This is a genomic window from Staphylococcus sp. HMSC069D12 (genome assembly GCF_001810405.1).
GTDB classification, from domain to species: domain Bacteria; phylum Bacillota; class Bacilli; order Staphylococcales; family Staphylococcaceae; genus Staphylococcus; species Staphylococcus haemolyticus.
This window is the reverse complement of record NZ_KV801099.1, coordinates 33,581-53,655: the sequence shown is the minus strand read 5'-3', so window position 1 is coordinate 53,655 and position 20,075 is coordinate 33,581. Positions and strand designations below refer to the sequence as shown.

At 34.1% G+C, this 20,075-nt stretch carries 20 protein-coding genes and 1 pseudogene; 19 read left to right on the top strand and 2 right to left on the bottom strand.

Annotated features, from left to right (window positions below):
- Positions 1-178: 178 nt before the first annotated feature.
- Positions 179-529, top strand: a pseudogene (locus HMPREF2737_RS03115) (DoxX family protein).
- Positions 530-610: 81 nt separating this feature from the next.
- Here HMPREF2737_RS03115 and HMPREF2737_RS03110 read toward each other — a convergent pair.
- Positions 611-1,972 (bottom strand): MocR-like pyridoxine biosynthesis transcription factor PdxR, encoded by a 1,362-nt coding sequence (locus HMPREF2737_RS03110; RefSeq protein ID WP_037552098.1) that lies wholly within the window; start codon positions 1,970-1,972, stop codon positions 611-613.
- A gap of 101 nt (positions 1,973-2,073) precedes the next feature.
- On the opposite strand from HMPREF2737_RS03110, the gene pdxS reads away from it, so the two are divergent.
- Together pdxS and pdxT are read left to right on the top strand one after the other, a co-directional pair.
- Complete coding sequence (pdxS, locus tag HMPREF2737_RS03105; protein WP_011276742.1) at positions 2,074-2,961, top strand: pyridoxal 5'-phosphate synthase lyase subunit PdxS; 888 nt, start codon at positions 2,074-2,076, stop codon at positions 2,959-2,961.
- Between the two features lie 3 nt (positions 2,962-2,964).
- Positions 2,965-3,519 (top strand): pyridoxal 5'-phosphate synthase glutaminase subunit PdxT, encoded by a 555-nt coding sequence (pdxT, locus tag HMPREF2737_RS03100; protein WP_037552097.1) that lies wholly within the window; start codon positions 2,965-2,967, stop codon positions 3,517-3,519.
- Positions 3,520-3,625: 106 nt separating this feature from the next.
- Here the strand turns inward: pdxT and HMPREF2737_RS03095 are convergent, their stop codons facing one another.
- Positions 3,626-4,840, bottom strand: a complete 1,215-nt coding sequence (locus tag HMPREF2737_RS03095; protein ID WP_037552096.1) for a NupC/NupG family nucleoside CNT transporter — start codon at positions 4,838-4,840, stop codon at positions 3,626-3,628.
- Positions 4,841-4,994: 154 nt separating this feature from the next.
- On the opposite strand from HMPREF2737_RS03095, the gene HMPREF2737_RS03090 reads away from it, so the two are divergent.
- The 16 genes from HMPREF2737_RS03090 to nusG all read left to right on the top strand — a co-directional run bounded on the left by HMPREF2737_RS03090 (position 4,995) and on the right by nusG (position 19,978).
- On the top strand, positions 4,995-5,456 hold the full coding sequence (locus HMPREF2737_RS03090; RefSeq protein WP_037552095.1) for a CtsR family transcriptional regulator: 462 nt from the start codon (positions 4,995-4,997) through the stop codon (positions 5,454-5,456).
- A 22-nt stretch (positions 5,457-5,478) separates the two neighbouring features.
- Positions 5,479-6,042: a UvrB/UvrC motif-containing protein gene (locus tag HMPREF2737_RS03085; RefSeq protein WP_011276738.1), complete on the top strand. Its 564-nt coding sequence runs from the start codon at positions 5,479-5,481 to the stop codon at positions 6,040-6,042.
- Positions 6,035-7,042, top strand: a complete 1,008-nt coding sequence (locus HMPREF2737_RS03080; protein WP_037552094.1) for a protein arginine kinase — start codon at positions 6,035-6,037, stop codon at positions 7,040-7,042. The genes HMPREF2737_RS03085 and HMPREF2737_RS03080 overlap by 8 nt, the downstream gene beginning before the upstream one ends.
- Before the next feature lie 15 nt (positions 7,043-7,057).
- Entirely contained in the window at positions 7,058-9,532 is a 2,475-nt protein-coding gene (locus HMPREF2737_RS03075; protein WP_070650041.1) for an ATP-dependent Clp protease ATP-binding subunit, read from the top strand.
- Between the two features lie 222 nt (positions 9,533-9,754).
- Complete coding sequence (gene radA, locus HMPREF2737_RS03070) at positions 9,755-11,119, top strand: DNA repair protein RadA (RefSeq protein WP_011276735.1); 1,365 nt, start codon at positions 9,755-9,757, stop codon at positions 11,117-11,119.
- A gap of 25 nt (positions 11,120-11,144) precedes the next feature.
- Positions 11,145-12,212 carry a PIN/TRAM domain-containing protein gene (locus HMPREF2737_RS03065; RefSeq protein ID WP_037552092.1) on the top strand — a complete coding sequence of 356 codons (1,068 nt, stop codon included), beginning with the start codon at positions 11,145-11,147 and terminating at the stop codon, positions 12,210-12,212.
- Between the two features lie 444 nt (positions 12,213-12,656).
- Positions 12,657-14,111, top strand: coding sequence for a glutamate--tRNA ligase (gltX, locus tag HMPREF2737_RS03060; RefSeq protein ID WP_037552090.1), 1,455 nt, complete (start codon positions 12,657-12,659; stop codon positions 14,109-14,111).
- A gap of 425 nt (positions 14,112-14,536) precedes the next feature.
- Positions 14,537-15,196, top strand: coding sequence for a serine O-acetyltransferase (cysE, locus tag HMPREF2737_RS03055; RefSeq protein WP_176744055.1), 660 nt, complete (start codon positions 14,537-14,539; stop codon positions 15,194-15,196).
- Positions 15,180-16,580, top strand: coding sequence for a cysteine--tRNA ligase (gene cysS / locus HMPREF2737_RS03050; RefSeq protein ID WP_033079759.1), 1,401 nt, complete (start codon positions 15,180-15,182; stop codon positions 16,578-16,580). Before cysE ends, cysS begins: the two co-directional genes overlap by 17 nt.
- 1 nt (position 16,581) lies before the next feature.
- Positions 16,582-16,968, top strand: a complete 387-nt coding sequence (locus HMPREF2737_RS03045; protein WP_029376688.1) for a Mini-ribonuclease 3 — start codon at positions 16,582-16,584, stop codon at positions 16,966-16,968.
- A gap of 8 nt (positions 16,969-16,976) precedes the next feature.
- Positions 16,977-17,726 carry a 23S rRNA (guanosine(2251)-2'-O)-methyltransferase RlmB gene (gene rlmB, locus HMPREF2737_RS03040; protein ID WP_037552088.1) on the top strand — a complete coding sequence of 250 codons (750 nt, stop codon included), beginning with the start codon at positions 16,977-16,979 and terminating at the stop codon, positions 17,724-17,726.
- Complete coding sequence (locus HMPREF2737_RS03035; protein ID WP_037552087.1) at positions 17,723-18,250, top strand: NYN domain-containing protein; 528 nt, start codon at positions 17,723-17,725, stop codon at positions 18,248-18,250. The genes rlmB and HMPREF2737_RS03035 overlap by 4 nt, the downstream gene beginning before the upstream one ends.
- A gap of 70 nt (positions 18,251-18,320) precedes the next feature.
- Positions 18,321-18,911, top strand: coding sequence for a sigma-70 family RNA polymerase sigma factor (locus tag HMPREF2737_RS03030; RefSeq protein WP_037552086.1), 591 nt, complete (start codon positions 18,321-18,323; stop codon positions 18,909-18,911).
- Between the two features lie 95 nt (positions 18,912-19,006).
- Positions 19,007-19,150, top strand: coding sequence for a 50S ribosomal protein L33 (gene rpmG, locus HMPREF2737_RS11180; protein ID WP_016931334.1), 144 nt, complete (start codon positions 19,007-19,009; stop codon positions 19,148-19,150).
- A 61-nt stretch (positions 19,151-19,211) separates the two neighbouring features.
- Positions 19,212-19,412, top strand: a complete 201-nt coding sequence (gene secE / locus HMPREF2737_RS03025) for a preprotein translocase subunit SecE (RefSeq protein WP_011276726.1) — start codon at positions 19,212-19,214, stop codon at positions 19,410-19,412.
- Positions 19,413-19,429: 17 nt separating this feature from the next.
- Positions 19,430-19,978 (top strand): transcription termination/antitermination protein NusG, encoded by a 549-nt coding sequence (gene nusG / locus HMPREF2737_RS03020; protein ID WP_037552085.1) that lies wholly within the window; start codon positions 19,430-19,432, stop codon positions 19,976-19,978.
- The last annotated feature ends 97 nt before the right edge of the window (positions 19,979-20,075 follow it).

Sequence of the window (20,075 nt, the reverse complement as noted above, 5' to 3'; positions counted from 1 at the left end):
ACGTTCCGCTAGAGTAGGACGTTGCCAGGCAAATCGTATGGATGCGATGAGCCGATATCGAGACCGGAAGGTCTCTTTTTTTATGCATAAAAAAAACCGAAGGTTTAATAAGATAACAACAAATAAAAGTGTTATAGCTTTACGAAGAGCAAGCATTTGAAGTCGATGAATTAAGAATATTGGTTTATTATTAATAAGGCTTATGTTAGGTATTACATTTACAATACATGGTGCTCAAAAAGTATTTGGTGGCTTTAAAGAGCCAATGGCAATGAGGTCTGATTTAGGTTTCCCTGCCTTCTTCGGCGTTATTTTAGGATTATTTGAATTCATCGGAGGCATTTTAATGACATTGGTTTATTTGCTAATTATGTAGCTGCCGGCTTTATCGTAATTATGCTTGGAGCTTTAATTTACTGTCCATCTGTCACAAGATTATATGACATCTGAACTTGTGATTATACTATTGGTGATGAGTGTAGCCGTATTGATTTCTTATAATTGGAAGAAAGCACTTGAACTGTATTAAGAAACTATTAATGACTAATTATTACTTAATATAAACGATGGCACGTCGATAAGTTTGTAACTTATCGACGTGCTTTTTTTGCTATACAGTTAATGATTTTATTAAAACGTCAGTATGCTCTTTAAGTTTATGATTCGGAATACCACCAAATCCAATAATAAATTTTGGAAGTAGTTCATTTTCTTCCGCATAATTGTAAACGTTTAATTTTAATTTCAGTTTCTCAGCATTGTGAAGGCATTGAGACATTGTAAGTCCATTATCAACAGTTATAGTAAAATGCATTCCTGTTAAAGCACCTTCGATTTTTAGTTGATCTTCATGTGGCTTCAAACGTTCTAATATATAATTTAGTTTCTCTCTATAAATCTTTCTCATTTTATTTAAATGACGCTCAAAACTTCCAGATGACATGAAGTTAGCAATAATTTGTTGGATATGCACAGGTACTGTGTTGCTTTCTTTATAAGGCATTGACAGATAAGATTGTAATAATTTTTGAGGTAAAACAATATAAGCAATACGGCAACTCGGGTAAAGTGACTTTGAAAATGTACTAATATAAATCACTTTGTCATTTTTATCTAAACTTTGTAAAGCTGGAATAGGTTTACCGTAATATCTAAATTCTGAATCATAATCGTCCTCAATTATATATCGGCTATTTTGTTGATGTGCCCATTTAATTAACTGTGTTCGTTTCTTTAAATTCATGACATATCCTGTAGGAAACTGATGTGACGGTGTTATATAAACAATATCGTTATTAGAATTTATAATGTCAATCATATTAATTCCATCTTTTTCAACTGTTGCCTGTATATAATCATGCTTGTTTTTATCTAAAACATGTTTTATGGGCGGATAACTTGGTTTTTCTATTATAAAAGATGATGTTTTAAGTAAATCTGTAATCATGTTTAGCAGTTGCTCTGTAGAAGATCCAATGACGATTTGATTGGGATGGCACGAAACCCCTCTACTATTAAATAGATAATGGGCAATTTGTTGACGTAAATTTAATTCTCCTTGGATATCCCCTTTTTCTAAAAGTGCTAATTCATTATCTTCAAAGGCTTCTTTTGCATACTTTCGGAAAAGGTTGAGGGGGAAGTATTCTGCATCAATTTCAGCTAAATTAAAAGCATACTTGTATTGTTTACTCTCAGGTGTCTTAGGTTCGGTTTCTATAAATTGATTATTAATATTGATGACAGGTAATGACTGAATATCGGAAACATAATAGCCAGAACGTGGTTTAGAGTATATAAAACCTTCATCAAGTAGGAGTTGATAGGCGTGTTCAATCGTTGTATGACTAAGAGATAAATGTTCACTTAACTGGCGTTTCGATGGAAATTTGTCTTGTGCTTGGTATTGACCTTCTATAATTTGGTTTTTTAATTGTTCATAAAGTGATATATATAATTTTTGCTTTTTCATTTTAATAACTGACCCCTAATTTTATAAATAAATTGTACCTTTTTAAATATCAGTTTATAACTTAAAATGAATTTAATCAAATTGGAAAAGGGGTTAATTTTATGTCAAAAATCGTAGGATCAGATCGAGTTAAACGAGGAATGGCTGAGATGCAAAAAGGCGGCGTTATTATGGACGTTGTTAATGCAGAACAAGCTAAAATTGCAGAAGAAGCTGGCGCAGTTGCGGTTATGGCTTTAGAACGTGTACCATCTGACATCAGAGCAGCTGGTGGGGTAGCACGTAGCGCTAATCCTAAAATTGTTGAAGAAGTAATGAATGCTGTATCAATTCCAGTTATGGCGAAAGCACGTATTGGTCATATTACTGAAGCGCGTGTGTTAGAAGCTATGGGCGTAGATTATATTGATGAATCAGAAGTGTTAACACCTGCTGATGAAGAATATCATTTAAGAAAAGATCAATTTACGGTTCCTTTTGTATGTGGTTGTCGTAACTTAGGTGAAGCTGCGCGTCGTATTGGTGAAGGTGCTGCAATGTTACGTACTAAAGGTGAACCTGGTACTGGTAACATTGTAGAAGCAGTTAGACATATGAGAAAAGTTAATTCAGAAGTTAGTCGCTTAGTTGTGATGAATGACGATGAAATTATGACTTATGCTAAAGAACTTGGTGCACCTTATGAAGTTTTAAAACAAATCAAAGATCACGGACGTTTACCAGTAGTTAACTTTGCAGCTGGTGGTGTTGCTACACCTCAAGATGCTGCTTTAATGATGGAATTAGGTGCTGATGGTGTATTTGTTGGTTCAGGTATTTTCAAATCTGAAGATCCTGAGAAATTTGCTAAAGCAATTGTTCAAGCTACAACGCATTACCAAGATTATGAGCTTATTGGCAAATTAGCTTCAGAATTAGGCACAGCAATGAAAGGTTTAGATATTAATCAAATCTCATTAGAAGAACGTATGCAAGAGCGTGGTTGGTAATATATGAAGATTGGTGTATTAGCATTGCAAGGTGCCGTACGTGAACACATCCGTCATATTGAACTTAGTGGTCACGAAGGTATTGCAGTTAAAAAGGTTGAACAATTAGATGAGATAGATGGGTTAATTCTTCCAGGTGGCGAATCTACTACATTGCGAAGATTAATGGATTTATATGGATTTAAAGAAAAATTACAACAATCTGATTTACCAATGTTTGGCACATGTGCAGGTCTTATCGTACTAGCGAAAGATGTCGAAGGTGAAACTGGCTATTTGAAGAAATTAGACATAACTGTTGAACGTAATTCATTTGGACGACAAGTAGATAGTTTTGAAGCAGAGTTAGACATTAAAGGTATTGCTGAAGACATTGAAGGTGTATTTATTAGAGCACCTCATATCGCTAGTGTTGAAGAGGGCGTAGAAATATTAAGCACAGTTGGCGATAAGATTGTAGCAGTAAAGCAAGGCAAATATTTGGGCGTATCATTCCATCCGGAATTAACAGATGATTACAGAGTAACGCAATACTTTATTGATCATATGGTTAAATAAATGAATAATGGCAATTTTAGGGACGTTTTAAAAGTCTTCAATTTGCAAAAAAAACAACCTAGAACTTCTTTATAAATTGGAAGTTCTAGGTTATTTAATTTCGATATTAGATAAAGAAACCAGCAATTGCAGCTGAAATGAATGATACTAATGTTGCACCAAATAATAACTTAAGTCCAAAGCGCGCTACGACATCACCTTTTTCAGAGTTAAGTGATTTAATGGCACCTGAGATAATACCGATTGAACTGAAGTTTGCGAATGATACTAAGAATACAGACGTTACACCTTTCGTATGTTCAGATATATCTTTTAAGTTACCTAATGATTGCATTGCAACAAATTCATTAGATAATAATTTAGTTGCCATAACGGAACCTGATTTAACAGCGTCTTCCCAAGGTACACCAGCTAAGAATGCTAATGGTGCAAAGACAAATCCGATTAATGTTTGGAAGTCCCATTTAATTGCGCCACCTGATACTAAGCTAAATGCACCACTTACTAAACCGTTTAATAATGCGATGATTGCAATATAACCAATTAACATTGCGCCTACGATTACTGCTACTTTGAAACCATCTAAAATGTATTCTCCTAACATTTCGAAGAATGACTGTTTTTTAGTTTCGCTTTCGTCTACTAATAGTTTATCGTCTTCTTCATTAACTTTATAAGGGTTAATGATTGAAGCAATAATGAAACCACCAAATAAGTTTAATACAACAGCTGTAACAACATATTTAGGTTCAATCAATGTGAAGTATGCACCAATAATTGACGCTGATACTGTAGACATTGCTGAAGCTGTTAATGTGTACAAACGTTGTTTAGGTATGTAAGGTAACTGTTGTTTCAATGAAATGAATACTTCAGATTGACCTAAGATTGCAGCAGCAACTGCATTGTATGATTCTAAACGTCCCATACCATTAATTTTAGAAATTAAGAATCCTAAAACATTAATAATCCATGGTAAGATTCGAGTATATTGTAAGATACCAATTAATGCTGAAATAAATACAATTGGTAGTAACACACTGAAGAAGAATGGTGGGTTTTTAGGATCTACGAACTTAAATCCGCCAAACACGAAGTTAACCCCTTCTGCAGCTTTTTGTAATAAGTAGTTAAATCCTTCCGAAATGCCCCCAATAACTGTAATACCTGCTGTCGTTTTCAATAAAATAAACGCGAACACAAGTTGGATAACTAATAAAATACCAACATATTGCCAGCGGATATTTTTTCTGTCAGAGCTAAACAAAAATGCAAGTGCCAAAAAGAAAATTATCCCTATAATCCCAATAAGAATATGCATAATTCTACTCCTTTAAATTTACTTAACTAATATAATACAATAAATTCTTACATGTAACATCAATAATTTTAGAAAATTAAAAAACAAATTGGTTGAAAAAGGTCAAAGATGCTCATATAATATAGTCAAAGAAGGTCAAAAGAGGTGGTAAATCATGCACAACATGTCTGACATCATAGAACAATACATTAAAAAGTTATTCGAAGAAAGTAATGAAGACGTGGTAGAAATTCAACGAGCAAATATTGCTCAACGGTTCGACTGTGTACCTTCTCAATTAAATTATGTCATTAAAACTAGATTCACAAACGAACATGGTTATGAAATAGAAAGTAAACGAGGTGGTGGAGGTTATATCCGAATCACCAAAATTGAAAATAAAGATGTAACGGGGTATATTAATCATCTGTTGCAAATCATTGGGCCATCCATTTCCCAGCAACAAGCTTACTATATTTTAGATGGTTTGCTAGATAAAGGTCTCATTAGTGAAAGAGAAGCAAGAATGATTCAAGTTATAGTTGATCGAGAGACTTTGAAAATGGATGTTGTTGCTCGAGATATTATTAGAGCGAATATTTTAAAACGTTTGTTACCAATCATTAGTTTTTATTAATAGAAAAGCGAGGTGTCTATGTGTGCTTTGCGAAAACTGCCATTTAAATGAAGCAGAGGTTAAACTTACAGTAAAAAGTAAAGAAGGCACTTCTGAGAAATGGGTATGTTCTATATGTGCTCAAGGTGAAAACCCTTGGCAACAAAATGAAACGCCATCCCCGCATTCTCAGTTTCAAGACGATATTGAAGAAGCATTTGTCGTCAAACAAATATTGCAACATTTGGCAACGAAACATGGTATTAATTTCCATGAAGTAGCTTTTCAAGAAGAGAAGCGATGTCCAACGTGTAAGATGACATTAAAAGATATTGCGCATGTAGGGAAATTCGGGTGTGCAAATTGTTATGCCACTTTCAAAGATGACATCGTAGATATAGTAAGACGCGTTCAAGGTGGACAATTTGAACACGTAGGTAAAACGCCTCGTTCGTCTCATAAGAAACTTGCCATCAAGAAACAAATTGAGGAAAAAACAAAATATCTCAATGTACTAATAGATGAACAAAACTTTGAAGAGGCTGCTATCGTTAGAGACGAAATAAAAGCATTGAAAGACGAGAGCGGGGTGGAACGCAATGAGTGATATGAATGCACATATCAGTGAATGGATGAAGGAAACTGAAGAATCTCCAATTGTTATGTCATCAAGAGTTCGATTGGCTAGAAATTTAGAAAATCACGTTCACCCACTCATGTTTCCATCAGAACAAGATGGCTTCAGAGTTATAAATGAAGTACAAGATGTATTGCCTGATTTAGATTTAATGCGTTTGGATACAATGGATCAACAAAACAAAATGAAACTTGTTGCAAAACATTTAATTAGTCCTGAACTGATTAAACAACCCGCATCAGCAGTGTTATTGAATAAAGATGAATCAATAAGTATTATGATTAATGAAGAAGATCATATACGCATACAAGCAATGGGCACCGATTTATCTTTACACGACTTATATAACAAAGCTAGTGAGATTGATGATACTTTAGATCAATCACTAGACATTAGTTATGATGAACATTTAGGATATTTAACTACGTGTCCAACAAATATTGGTACAGGTATGCGAGCAAGTGTGATGTTACACTTGCCAGGATTATCCATTATGAAACGTATGAATCGTATTGCACAGACAATTAATCGTTTCGGTTTTACAATTCGAGGTATATATGGAGAAGGCTCGCAAGTGTATGGCCATATTTATCAAATCTCAAATCAATTAACACTTGGTAAGACTGAAGATGAAATCATAGATAATTTAACTGAAGTTGTTCAACAAATCATAAATGAAGAAATGCAAATTCGTGAACGTTTAACTCAATACAATGAATTAGAAACGCTAGACCGTATTTATCGGTCATTGGGTATTTTACAAAATAGTCGAATCATTTCAATGGAAGAAGCTTCTTATCGTTTAAGTGAAGTGAAATTAGGTATCGATTTAGGGTATTTAACATTGAGTGATTTTAAATTTAATGAATTAATGGTAAGTATTCAATCAGCGTTTATCTATAACGATGAAGATGAAACAATCTCTGTAAATGAAAAGAGAGCAAATATATTAAGAGAATATACTCAATAGGAGGTACAAAAATATATGCTATTTGGTAGATTAACTGAACGTGCACAACGTGTCCTAGCACACGCACAAGAAGAAGCAATACGTTTAAATCATTCTAATATAGGTACAGAACATTTGTTATTAGGTTTAATGAAAGAACCAGAAGGTATTGCTGCTAAAGTATTAGAAAGCTTTAATATTACCGAAGATAAAGTGATTGAAGAAGTCGAAAAATTAATCGGTCACGGACAAGATCAAACAGGAACATTACATTATACACCAAGAGCTAAGAAAGTAATTGAACTTTCAATGGATGAAGCAAGAAAGTTACACCATAACTTTGTAGGTACAGAACACATATTACTAGGTTTAATTCGTGAAAATGAAGGCGTAGCTGCTCGCGTATTTGCTAATCTTGATTTAAATATTACAAAAGCGCGTGCCCAAGTCGTCAAAGCACTAGGTAGTCCTGAAATGAGCAATAAAAATGCTACAGCAAATAAATCAAATAATACCCCTACATTAGATGGATTAGCACGTGATTTAACTGTCATTGCCAAAGATGGAACGTTAGATCCAGTTGTTGGTAGAGATAAAGAAATTACTCGTGTAATTGAAGTGTTAAGTCGTCGTACTAAAAACAATCCTGTACTAATTGGTGAACCCGGTGTAGGTAAAACTGCAATTGCAGAAGGCCTTGCTCAAGCTATTGTTAATAATGAAGTACCTGAGACTCTTAAAGGTAAACGCGTGATGTCACTTGATATGGGAACAGTTGTAGCTGGTACTAAATATCGTGGTGAATTTGAAGAACGTTTGAAAAAAGTAATGGAAGAAATTCATCAAGCTGGTAACGTAATCTTATTCATTGATGAATTACACACATTAGTTGGTGCTGGTGGAGCTGAAGGCGCAATCGATGCGTCAAACATATTAAAACCAGCATTAGCACGTGGTGAATTACAATGTATCGGTGCGACAACATTAGATGAATATCGTAAAAACATCGAGAAAGATGCAGCGTTAGAACGTCGTTTCCAACCTATTCAAGTTGATGAACCAACAGTTGAAGACACAATTGCAATTTTAAAAGGATTACGTGACCGTTATGAAGCACATCACCGCATCAATATTTCAGATGAAGCACTTGAAGCGGCTGCTAAATTAAGTGATCGTTATGTATCAGATCGTTTCTTACCCGATAAAGCAATTGATTTAATTGATGAAGCAAGTTCAAAAGTAAGACTGAAAAGTCATACAACACCTAACAACTTGAAAGAAATTGAGCAAGAAATTGAAAAAGTAAAAAATGAAAAAGACGCAGCAGTTCATGCTCAAGAATTCGAAAATGCTGCTAATTTACGTGATAAACAAACTAAACTTGAAAAACAATATGAAGATGCCAAAAATGAGTGGAAAACAACTCAAGGCGATCAATCCACTTCTCTATCTAAAGAAGATATTGGTGAAGTCATTGCAGGTTGGACAGGTATCCCGCTTACAAAAATTAATGAAACTGAATCAGATCGATTATTAAATCTTGAACAAACGTTACATGATAGAGTTATAGGCCAAAATGATGCTGTAACTTCTATTAGTAAAGCGGTACGCCGTGCTCGTGCAGGATTGAAAGATCCTAAACGTCCAATCGGTAGTTTTATCTTCTTAGGTCCAACAGGTGTAGGTAAAACAGAATTAGCTAGAGCATTAGCAGAATCAATGTTTGGTGAAGAAGATGCAATGATTCGCGTTGATATGAGTGAGTTTATGGAAAAACATGCTGTGAGTCGTTTAGTTGGAGCGCCTCCAGGCTATGTAGGTCATGATGAAGGTGGCCAATTAACTGAGAAAGTAAGACGTAAACCATACTCAGTTATCTTATTTGATGAAATCGAAAAGGCGCATCCAGATGTATTTAATATTCTATTGCAAGTTCTAGACGATGGTCATTTAACTGATACAAAAGGACGTCAAGTTGATTTCCGAAATACAGTGATTATCATGACTTCAAATGTTGGTGCTCAAGAATTACAAGATCAACGCTTTGCTGGTTTCGGTGGCAGTTCTGAAGGTCATGACTATGAAACAATTCGCAAGACAATGATGAAAGAATTGAAAAATTCATTCCGCCCAGAGTTCTTAAACCGTGTTGACGACATCATCGTATTCCACAAACTTTCTAAAGATGAATTGAAAGAAATCGTTACAATGATGGTTAATAAACTAACACAACGACTATCTGAGCAAGATATTAATATTGTTGTAACTAATAAAGCAAAAGAAAAAATTGCTGAAGAAGGCTATGATCCAGAATACGGTGCCCGTCCATTAATCAGAGCTATTCAAAAAACAGTTGAAGATAACTTGAGTGAATTAATTTTAGACGGTAACCAAATTGAAGGTAAAGAAGTTGTCATCGACCATGATGGTGATGAATTTAAATATAATATCAATGAAAAAAATAATGGTATTTCAGATGAAGACAACGAAGTAACTGAAACTGAAGCATAATACAATAAAATTAATGTTAAATATAAGCTGAGACATATCATATTCGAATGTCTCAGCTTATATTTTTTTGATTTCAATGAATCAATTTTAATCATTATAAGTATTAATTATCACTAAAATAAATATAATCAAATTTATACTAATTTGCTTAAGTTTACATTTGTCATTGTGCAACGTTACATATAAAATAGATTTGTTCAAAGAAAAATCGGGGGTGCAATTTTGGCCAAAAAGAAAGTAATTTTTGAGTGTATGGCTTGCGGCTATCAATCTCCAAAATGGATGGGAAAGTGTCCTAATTGTGGGTCATGGAATCAAATGGAGGAAATTGTTGAAAAAGCTTCAAATCCTAAACACGGCGTAAAGACATCAACGTCTAGCGCAAAAGTCCAGAAATTAAATGATATCAAGAATGAAGTAACACCGAGAGTTCAGACAGAATCAAAAGAGTTCAACCGCGTTTTAGGTGGTGGCATTGTGAGTGGTTCTTTAGTGTTAATAGGTGGAGATCCTGGTATCGGTAAATCAACGTTATTACTGCAAATTTGTGCATCATTGTCACAAAAATTAAATGTACTGTATATTACAGGTGAAGAATCACTAAATCAAACTAAATTACGCGCCGATCGACTAGATGAAGATTCGAGTAATTTAAATGTGTTAGCAGAAACAGATTTAGAGGTAATACATCAAACAGTTCAACAAGCACAACCTGATATTTTAGTTGTGGATTCCATTCAAACAATATATCATCCTGAAATTAGTTCGGCACCTGGTTCTGTGTCTCAAGTTAGAGAAAGTACACAGAGTTTAATGAATATTGCTAAACAAATGAATATTGCAACATTTATCGTCGGACATGTTACAAAAGAAGGTCAAATTGCAGGACCGCGTCTATTAGAACATATGGTTGATACTGTACTGTACTTTGAGGGAGATGAGCATCATGCTTATCGTATCTTGAGAGCGGTTAAGAACCGTTTTGGTTCTACTAATGAAATGGGCATTTTTGAGATGAAACAAAGCGGGTTAAAAGGCGTTCATAATCCTTCTGAAATGTTCTTAGAGGAACGTTCTACCAATGTGCCGGGATCAACGATTGTAGCAACTATGGAAGGTACACGACCTCTATTAATAGAAGTTCAGGCCTTAGTGACGCCTACAACATTTAATAACCCTAGACGTATGGCAACAGGTATAGATCATAATCGTTTGAGTTTATTAATGGCTGTATTAGAGAAAAAAGAAAACTATTTATTACAACAACAAGATGCATATATTAAAGTAGCTGGTGGCGTTCGATTGACAGAGCCGGCAGTTGATTTAAGTGTTATAGTAGCAACAGCTTCAAGTTTTAAAGATAAAGCAGTAGATGGGCTTGATTGTTATATTGGAGAAGTAGGTTTGACCGGTGAAGTGAGACGTGTTTCTCGAATTGAACAACGTGTTCAAGAAGCAGCTAAATTAGGCTTTGAACGTGTTATTATTCCACAGACAAATATCGGTGGATGGCAATTTCCTGAGGGCATTAAAGTAGTAGGAGTGTCTACAGTACATGATGCACTAAAATATGCATTCAAATCGTAAATAAAGTGAAAAAGAGGTGAGACTTATGAAAGTATTAAAAGGAATTGTAATCATCATATATATTATTCTAGGTGCCGCACTTGGTATTTTGTTAATACCTGAAATACTCAAGGATTTTAATATTGATGGTTACCCATTTTTACATAACTATTATATTGATGGCTTAATTGGAATAGTAGTATTTTTCTTGATTTTTGGCATCTTTATTAATAAAGTTACGAAAACTTTTAAAGCCATTGAACATTGGATTATGCAACGCAGTGCTGTTGAAATTTTATTTGCAACACTTGGACTTATCATTGGATTATTTATATCAGTTATGGCTTCGTTTATTCTAGAAATGATTGGAAACACGATATTAAATCATCTAGTACCACTTATTATTACATTATTGCTATGTTATTTAGGTTTCCAATTTGGTTTGAAAAAGCGTGACGAAATGTTAATGTTCTTGCCGGAAAATATGGCACGCTCTATGTCTAAAAGTAATATTAGTGCTGTACCTAAACTTTTAGATACAAGTGCAATTATCGATGGACGTATTTTAGATGTCATTCGTTGTGGTTTTATAGATGGTGAAATCCTTATCCCGCAAGGTGTTATTAATGAACTTCAAGTTGTAGCTGACGCGAATGATAGTGTGAAACGTGAGAAAGGACAACGCGGTTTAGATATATTAAATGAATTGTATGACTTAGAGTATCCTACACGTGTGATACATCCACAAAAGTCTCACAGTGATATTGATGAACTATTGGTAAAGTTAGCACAGACTTATCATGCGCATGTGATTACTACCGATTTTAATTTAAATAAAGTATGTCACGTTCAAGGAATTAAAGCTTTAAATGTAAACGACTTATCTGAAGCAATTAAACCGAATGTTCATCAAGGTGACTGCATTAATATTCTATTGACTAAAATGGGTAAAGAGCCTGGTCAAGGTGTAGGCTATTTAGATGACGGCACAATGGTAGTCGTTGACAATGCGAAATCACTTGTAGGTAAATATGTAGATTTAGAAGTCATCAGTTTATTACAAACATCATCAGGACGTATTATTTTCGCTAAAAAAATAGACGATTCAGAGTAATGATAAATATGATCTTTAAACTTAGAGATTAAGAAGATATGTTCAATTATAAAAAAATTAAATTATTGTAGGTGATTAGGTTTCATGTGAAACGCTAAATGTGGAGGGCACTCTTTTCAAGAAGCGAAGCATGGAACCTATTTACATAAAGTAGATTTATGAATTAATGATAATCTATAGCGCAAACAAGTGACTTATCAAAGTGTTGATTTAGTGCTACAATAATGAAGAAATGCGAACTTTTATCTAAGGTTAATGTAAAGTGGAAAGTTATTCGGGAACATGTCTAAAATGATAGTTTAGAATAGCTTTTTTCTAATGGTTTGAAGGTGTTTCTTACTGGCGTAGAACGACTCGGTTAGAGTGTAAAGTTTGTAGCCTGTATTAGATAAAGCGTATAAATTCGAAGTTAAAACATAACTAATATTTATAGGAGTGAATACGATGAGTGAACGCATTAGAGTGAGATATGCGCCAAGTCCAACTGGATATTTACACATTGGTAATGCAAGAACTGCATTATTTAATTATTTATTTGCTAAGCATTATGATGGTGATTTCGTAGTGCGTATTGAAGATACGGATAGTAAACGTAATCTTGAAGATGGTGAGTCATCTCAATTTGATAACTTAAAATGGTTAGGATTAGATTGGGACGAATCAATCGATAAAGACAAAGGTTATGGACCTTATCGCCAATCAGAACGTGGTGATATCTATAATCCACTTATTCAACAATTATTGGACGAAGATAAAGCGTACAAATGTTACATGACTGAAGAAGAGCTTGAAAAAGAACGTGAAGATCAAATCACACGTGGTGAAATGCCTCGTTACGGTGGTCAACATGCACATTTAACTGAAGAAGAACGTCAACAATTTGAAGCTGAAGGTCGTCGCCCATCAATTAGATTCCGTGTGCCTCAAGATCAAATGTATACGTTTAATGATATGGTTAAAGGTGAAATTTCATTCGATTCAAACAATATAGGTGACTGGGTTATCGTTAAAAAAGATGGAATCCCTACCTATAACTTTGCTGTAGCTATCGATGATCATTACATGGAAATTTCCGATGTTATTCGTGGTGACGACCACGTTTCTAACACACCAAAACAACTTATGATTTATGAAGCATTTGGTTGGGAAGCGCCACGCTTTGGTCATATGTCGCTAATTGTTAATGAAGAACGTAAAAAATTAAGTAAACGTGATGGCCAAATTTTACAATTTATTGAGCAATACCGTGATTTAGGTTACTTGCCAGAAGCGTTATTTAACTTTATTACATTATTAGGTTGGTCTCCAGAAGGAGAGGAAGAAATCTTTTCTAAAGAAGAATTTATTAAGATCTTTGATGAAAAACGTCTCTCTAAATCACCAGCGATGTTCGATAGACAAAAATTAGCATGGGTTAATAACCAATATATGAAAACAAAAGATACTGACACAGTATTTGAACTTGCATTGCCTCATCTTATTAAAGCTAATTTAATCCCAGAATCTCCAAGTGAAGATGATAAAGAATGGGGTCGCAAATTAGTGGCACTATATCAAAAAGAAATGAGCTATGCTGGCGAAATTGTACCTTTATCTGAAATGTTCTTCCATGAAATGCCTGAATTAGGAGAAGAAGAACAAGAAGTCATTAATGGAGAACAAGTTCCTGAATTGATGACACATTTATATGGTAAATTAGAAGCTTTAGAGCCATTTGAAGCGGCTGACATTAAGAAAACAATTAAAGAAGTACAAAAGGAAACAGGTATTAAAGGTAAACAATTATTCATGCCTGTTCGTGTTGCCGTAACTGGTCAAATGCATGGTCCTGAGTTACCTAATACAATTGAAGTATTAGGTAAAGATAAAGTACTTTTACGATTGAAAAAATTCGTGTAAAGGACATCAGGCAAGTTGCACGAATGAGATGCTAATTTAACTTATCTAACACTTGAAATTTCACATTAAAGCAAATATGATAATGTTAAAGATGGCGAAGCCATTTTGGTATGAGTATTTAAAGGCGAAGGATTAGTAAATATTGGACTATGATTTCAGAGAGTGTACGGTTGCTGTGAGTACGCCATAGACGATGTTGAATGCACCTTTGTATAACCAACTAAATATAGTAAATGAGTATGATAAAGTGAATCTAGTAACCTATAGTTATATAGATATACTAGCTTGCATTTATCTAGAATACAGAGTGGAACCGTGCAATAGCGCCTCTAGCATCTTAAGTGTTAGGGGCGCTAATTATTTTATTTAGAGTGTATTTAAGTATTTTGTTATTAAATTTGGAAATTTTTCAACTTTTCAAAAAAATGAGGGGGGCGACAGTCTTGATAAAAAGAATGAGAGACGATGTGAAAATGGTATTCGAACAAGACCCAGCAGCTCGTACAACATTTGAGGTTATTACAACATATGCTGGATTACATGCAGTTTGGAGTCACCTTATTGCACACAAACTATATAATAAGAAACGCTACGTATTGGCGAGAATTATATCTCAAGTATCACGTTTCTTTACAGGTATTGAAATACATCCAGGCGCGAAAATTGGCAAACGCTTATTTATAGACCATGGTATGGGTGTAGTAATTGGTGAGACTTGTACAATTGGTGATAATGTGACTATTTATCAAGGTGTAACACTGGGTGGTACGGGTAAAGAAAAAGGAAAGCGTCACCCTGATATTGGCGATAATGTATTAATCGCAGCTGGGTCAAAAGTGTTAGGTAATATTCAAATTGATTCGAATGTGAATATTGGTGCGAATTCAGTGGTATTACAATCAGTTCCAAGTTACACGACTGTAGTCGGTATTCCTGGACATATTATTAAACAAGAGGGTAAACGTATCGGTAAAACATTTGATCACCGTAATTTACCTGACCCTTTATATGAACAAATTAAGCAACTAGAAAAACAACTTGAAAAAGCGAAGAACGGAGAGATTAAAGATGATTACATTATATAATACATTAACGCGTCAAAAAGAGACATTTGAACCTATCGAACCAGGTAAGGTGAAAATGTATGTCTGTGGTCCGACAGTATACAATTATATTCACATTGGTAATGCACGTCCTGCCATAAATTATGATGTTGTACGTAGATATTTTGAATATAAAGGATACGAAGTGATTTATGTTTCAAACTTCACAGATGTAGACGATAAATTAATAAACCGTTCTAAGGAATTGAATGAGAGTGTACCGGATATTGCAGATAGATACATTAAAGCATTTTATGAAGATGTTGGTGCATTAAACGTTAAGAAAGCGACTTCGAATCCACGTGTAATGAATCATATGGATGAGATTATTGATTTTATTAAAGAGCTAGTTGATGAAGGTTACGCTTATGAGAGTGACGGCGATGTCTACTTTAGAACACGCAAATTTGAAGGTTACGGTAAATTAAGCCATCAGTCATTAGATGATTTAAAGGTAGGAGCAAGAATAGAAGCTGGGGAACAAAAAGAAGATGCTTTAGACTTTACTTTATGGAAAAAAGCAAAACCAGGTGAAATTAGTTGGGAAAGTCCTTTTGGTGAAGGGCGTCCAGGTTGGCATATTGAATGTTCAGTAATGGCGTTTCATGAACTAGGCAAAACAATTGATATTCATGCTGGTGGTTCTGACTTACAATTCCCTCATCACGAAAACGAAATTGCGCAATCAGAAGCGCATAATCATGCCCCATTTGCTAATTACTGGATGCATAATGGTTTTATAAATATAGATAACGAGAAAATGAGTAAATCGTTAGGTAACTTTATACTAGTTCATGACATCATAAAAGAAGTAGATCCTGACGTACTACGATTCTTCATGATTAGCGTACATTATAGAAGTCCTATTAACTATAATCTAGAACTTGTTAATGCAGCTAAGAGTGGTTTAGAACGCATTCGTAATAGCTATCAATTGATAGAAGAACGTGAAACAATCGCGACAGACATCGTTGACCAATCTAAATATATCGAACAAATCGATGCTATTTTAGAGCAATTTGAGACAGTAATGGATGATGATTTCAACACTGCTAATGCTGTTACGGCTTGGTACGATTTATCTAAACTTGCGAATAAATATGTTTTAGAGAACAATACATCTACTCAAGTCATTTCTCGATTCAAAGAAGTTTATCAGATATTTAGTGATGTACTTGGAGTTCCACTAAAAGGTAATAAATCAGATATGTTACTTGATGAAGATATTGAAAAGCTTATCGAAGAACGTAATGAAGCGCGTAAAAATAAAGACTTTGCACGTGCAGATGAAATAAGAGATATGCTTAAAGAACAAAACATTATATTAGAGGATACGCCACAAGGTGTACGCTTTAAACGTGGATAATATGGATATTAAATTGTTAAACCCGTTAACATTAGCCTACATGGGTGACGCAGTGTTGGACCAGCACGTGCGAGAATATATCGTTCTTAAATTACAAAGTAAGCCTAATCGATTGCATCAAGTTTCGAAAAGTTATGTGTCTGCGAAAAGTCAGGCGCAAACTTTAGAAACATTATTTGAAATGGGTTGGTTCACGGATGAAGAATTAGATATTGTTAAAAGAGGTCGTAATGCTAAAAGTCACACTAAGGCTAAAAATACGGATATTCAAACTTATCGTAAAAGTTCTGGTTTAGAAGCAGTCATTGGATATTTATATTTAGATCATCAAGAAGAAAGATTGGAAAATTTACTTGATATGATTGTTCAAACAGTCAATGAAAGGTAGTGAAAACAGTGGAAGATATCGTTATTGTCGGTAGGCATGCTGTTAAAGAAGCGATTGTTTCTGGCCATACAATTAATAAAATTTGGATACAAGAGGGAATCAGAAAGCAACAAATCAATGATATTTTACAAAATGCTAAAGAGCAAAAATTGATTGTGCAAACAGTTCCAAAATCCAAATTAGATAATTTAGCAAATGCACCTCATCAAGGTGTTGCTGCACTTATTGCACCATATGAATATGCTGATTTCGATCAATTTATTCAATCTCAAAAGGATAAAGAAGGTTTATCAACTGTAGTGATTTTAGATGGCCTTGAAGATCCGCATAACTTAGGCTCTATATTGAGAACGGCAGATGCTAGCGGTGTTGATGGTGTTATTATTCCTAAAAGACGTTCAGTAGCATTAACGCAAACAGTTGCTAAAGCGTCAACAGGTGCGATACAACATGTTCCAGTTATGCGTGTTACGAATTTAGCAAAAACAATTGACGAATTAAAAGAACATGGCTACTGGGTAGCAGGTGCTGAAGCGGATAATGCAACAGACTATAGAGAAATGGCGGCGGATATGCCATTAGCTATCGTTATCGGTAGTGAAGGACAAGGCATGAGTAGATTAGTGAAAGATAAATGTGATTTTTACATTAAAATACCTATGGTTGGACATGTTAATAGCCTCAATGCATCGGTAGCTGCTAGTTTAATGATGTATGAAGTATATCGTAAACGTCATCAAATCGGAGATAACGCATGAAAGATAAATATTTGATAATTGATGGCTACAATATGATTGGACAGTCACCTGAACTCGGTAAAATTGCAAAAGATAATTTGCAAGAAGCACGAGAGCAATTATTAGATGCTATAGCAAACTATAATGCTGTTGTAGCTGATGAAATTGTATGTGTGTTTGATGCGTATGAACAAACAGGTATAGAAAGAGAATACATTTATCATGGTGTAAAAACAGTATTTACAAAAGAAAAAGAGACTGCGGATAGCTATATAGAACGTTATGTTTATAACTTATATAACAAGCACACGACACATATTACCGTTGTAACCAGTGATATGAGCGAGCAACATGCAATATTTGGTGCTGGCGCATATCGTTTATCTTCGAGAGAGATGTGGCGTGATTTAAGAGAAAATGAAATCACTGTGAGTAAGTCATTAGATGATTTCACAGAAAGTAAACCGAGAACTCGCATTTCGTTATCAAATGATGTATTAGCAGAATTTGAAAAGATTAGACGTGGAAATCATAACAAAGATTAAAATCGTCCACTTGTCTTTTGAAAATGACTTCATATAAACTTTGCCTAACTTAATTTGAAAGGTAAGGTTTATGGCGCATCAATTTATACAACTAGAGAAGATCTTTAAAGCATTCCAAAATAGTCGTAGTAGTCACGAACAAGAGAGATTATTTATAGATATAGTAAACCACATACAACCTAAACTTTTTATAAAATTTAAAAATTATGGAATGAAAAATGAAGATATTGAAGATTTAGTACAAGAAACTTTAATCAGGATTTATTTAGCACTTCATACATTTGATTTTAGTACAGACGTTCCCTTCGAACATTATTTGAATTGTATCGTACGATCGATGCGAAATGATTTTTGGAGAAGAAAATACATTGAGACTGATAAGCACGAAAGCATCATTAATGACTATGTTATTGACTACAAATTGAATCAATCAAGTAAACATATTGAAGATATCTGTATGATAAAAGAGAAGCGAGAATTGCTAGCGAGTAGTTTAACAGTATTAAGTCGATTCGAGCGAAGCGTAGCTGAATTACTAATGTCTGATTATTCACCTAATGAAATTGCAAAACAGCTAGGTATTAAAGATAAAGTGGTTTACAATAGTATTCAACGTTGTAAAATGAAAATGAAGTACTATTTATTGAGGCGTCTTTATTAAGTTGTATCAACTCATACATAACGGCGCTTGTTTGACATTTAATGTTAGGTTTATGTATAGTATACTGGTATTAAAATGAGCAAAGGTGAACTGATTTGAAAAAAGTACCTTTAATTTGTGAGGTTTGTGGTACTAGAAATTATAACGTACCGAAAAAAGAAACTTCTGCAACGAGACTAGAAATAAAAAAATATTGTTCGAGATGTAATGCACATACGATTCATAAAGAGTCTAAATAATAGTGAAAGTACTGCTATTAGAGTTAACGGTTAACTAACTGTGAGTATGGAGGTAATTTTGATGGCTAAAGATAAGGGCACAAACAAAGAAAAAGATAGTTTCTTCCAAGGCGTTAAAAGTGAAATGGAAAAAACGAGTTGGCCAACAAAAGAAGAACTTTTTAAATATACTGTAATTGTAGTTTCTACAGTAATCTTCTTTATGGTCTTTTTCTGGGTATTAGATATAGGTATTGGGAATTTAATTGAACTATTTAGATAAGAATAAGGAGTGACAACATGTCTGAAGAGGTTGGCGCAAAGCGTTGGTATGCTGTGCATACGTATTCTGGATATGAGAATAAAGTTAAGAAGAATTTAGAAAAAAGAGTAGAATCAATGAATATGACAGAACAGATTTTTAGAGTTGTCATACCTGAAGAGGAAGAAACACAAGTTAAAGATGGTAAAGCTAAAAAGCAACTTAAAAAAACGTTCCCTGGTTATGTACTTGTAGAACTAGTGATGACTGATGAATCTTGGTATGTAGTACGTAACACACCTGGTGTTACAGGCTTCGTTGGTTCAGCTGGAGCAGGTTCTAAACCAAACCCATTATTACCTGAAGAAATGCGATTCATTTTAAAACAAATGGGACTTAAAGAAAAAACAATCGACGTAGAATTAGAAGTCGGAGAACAAGTTCGTATTAAATTTGGACCGTTCGCTAATCAAGTTGGAGAAGTTCAAGAAATCGAACCTGATAAATTTAAATTAACAGTATTAGTTGATATGTTTGGAAGAGAAACACCAGTTGAAGTTGAATTTGATCAAATAGAAAAACTATAATCAATTAAATTTTAAAAACATCGAACAACAAAAAAGATGAAATTTTACTATTGCTTTTTAAGTTGGTTCAGTGTTAAAATAATGTGGTCGCGTTTTT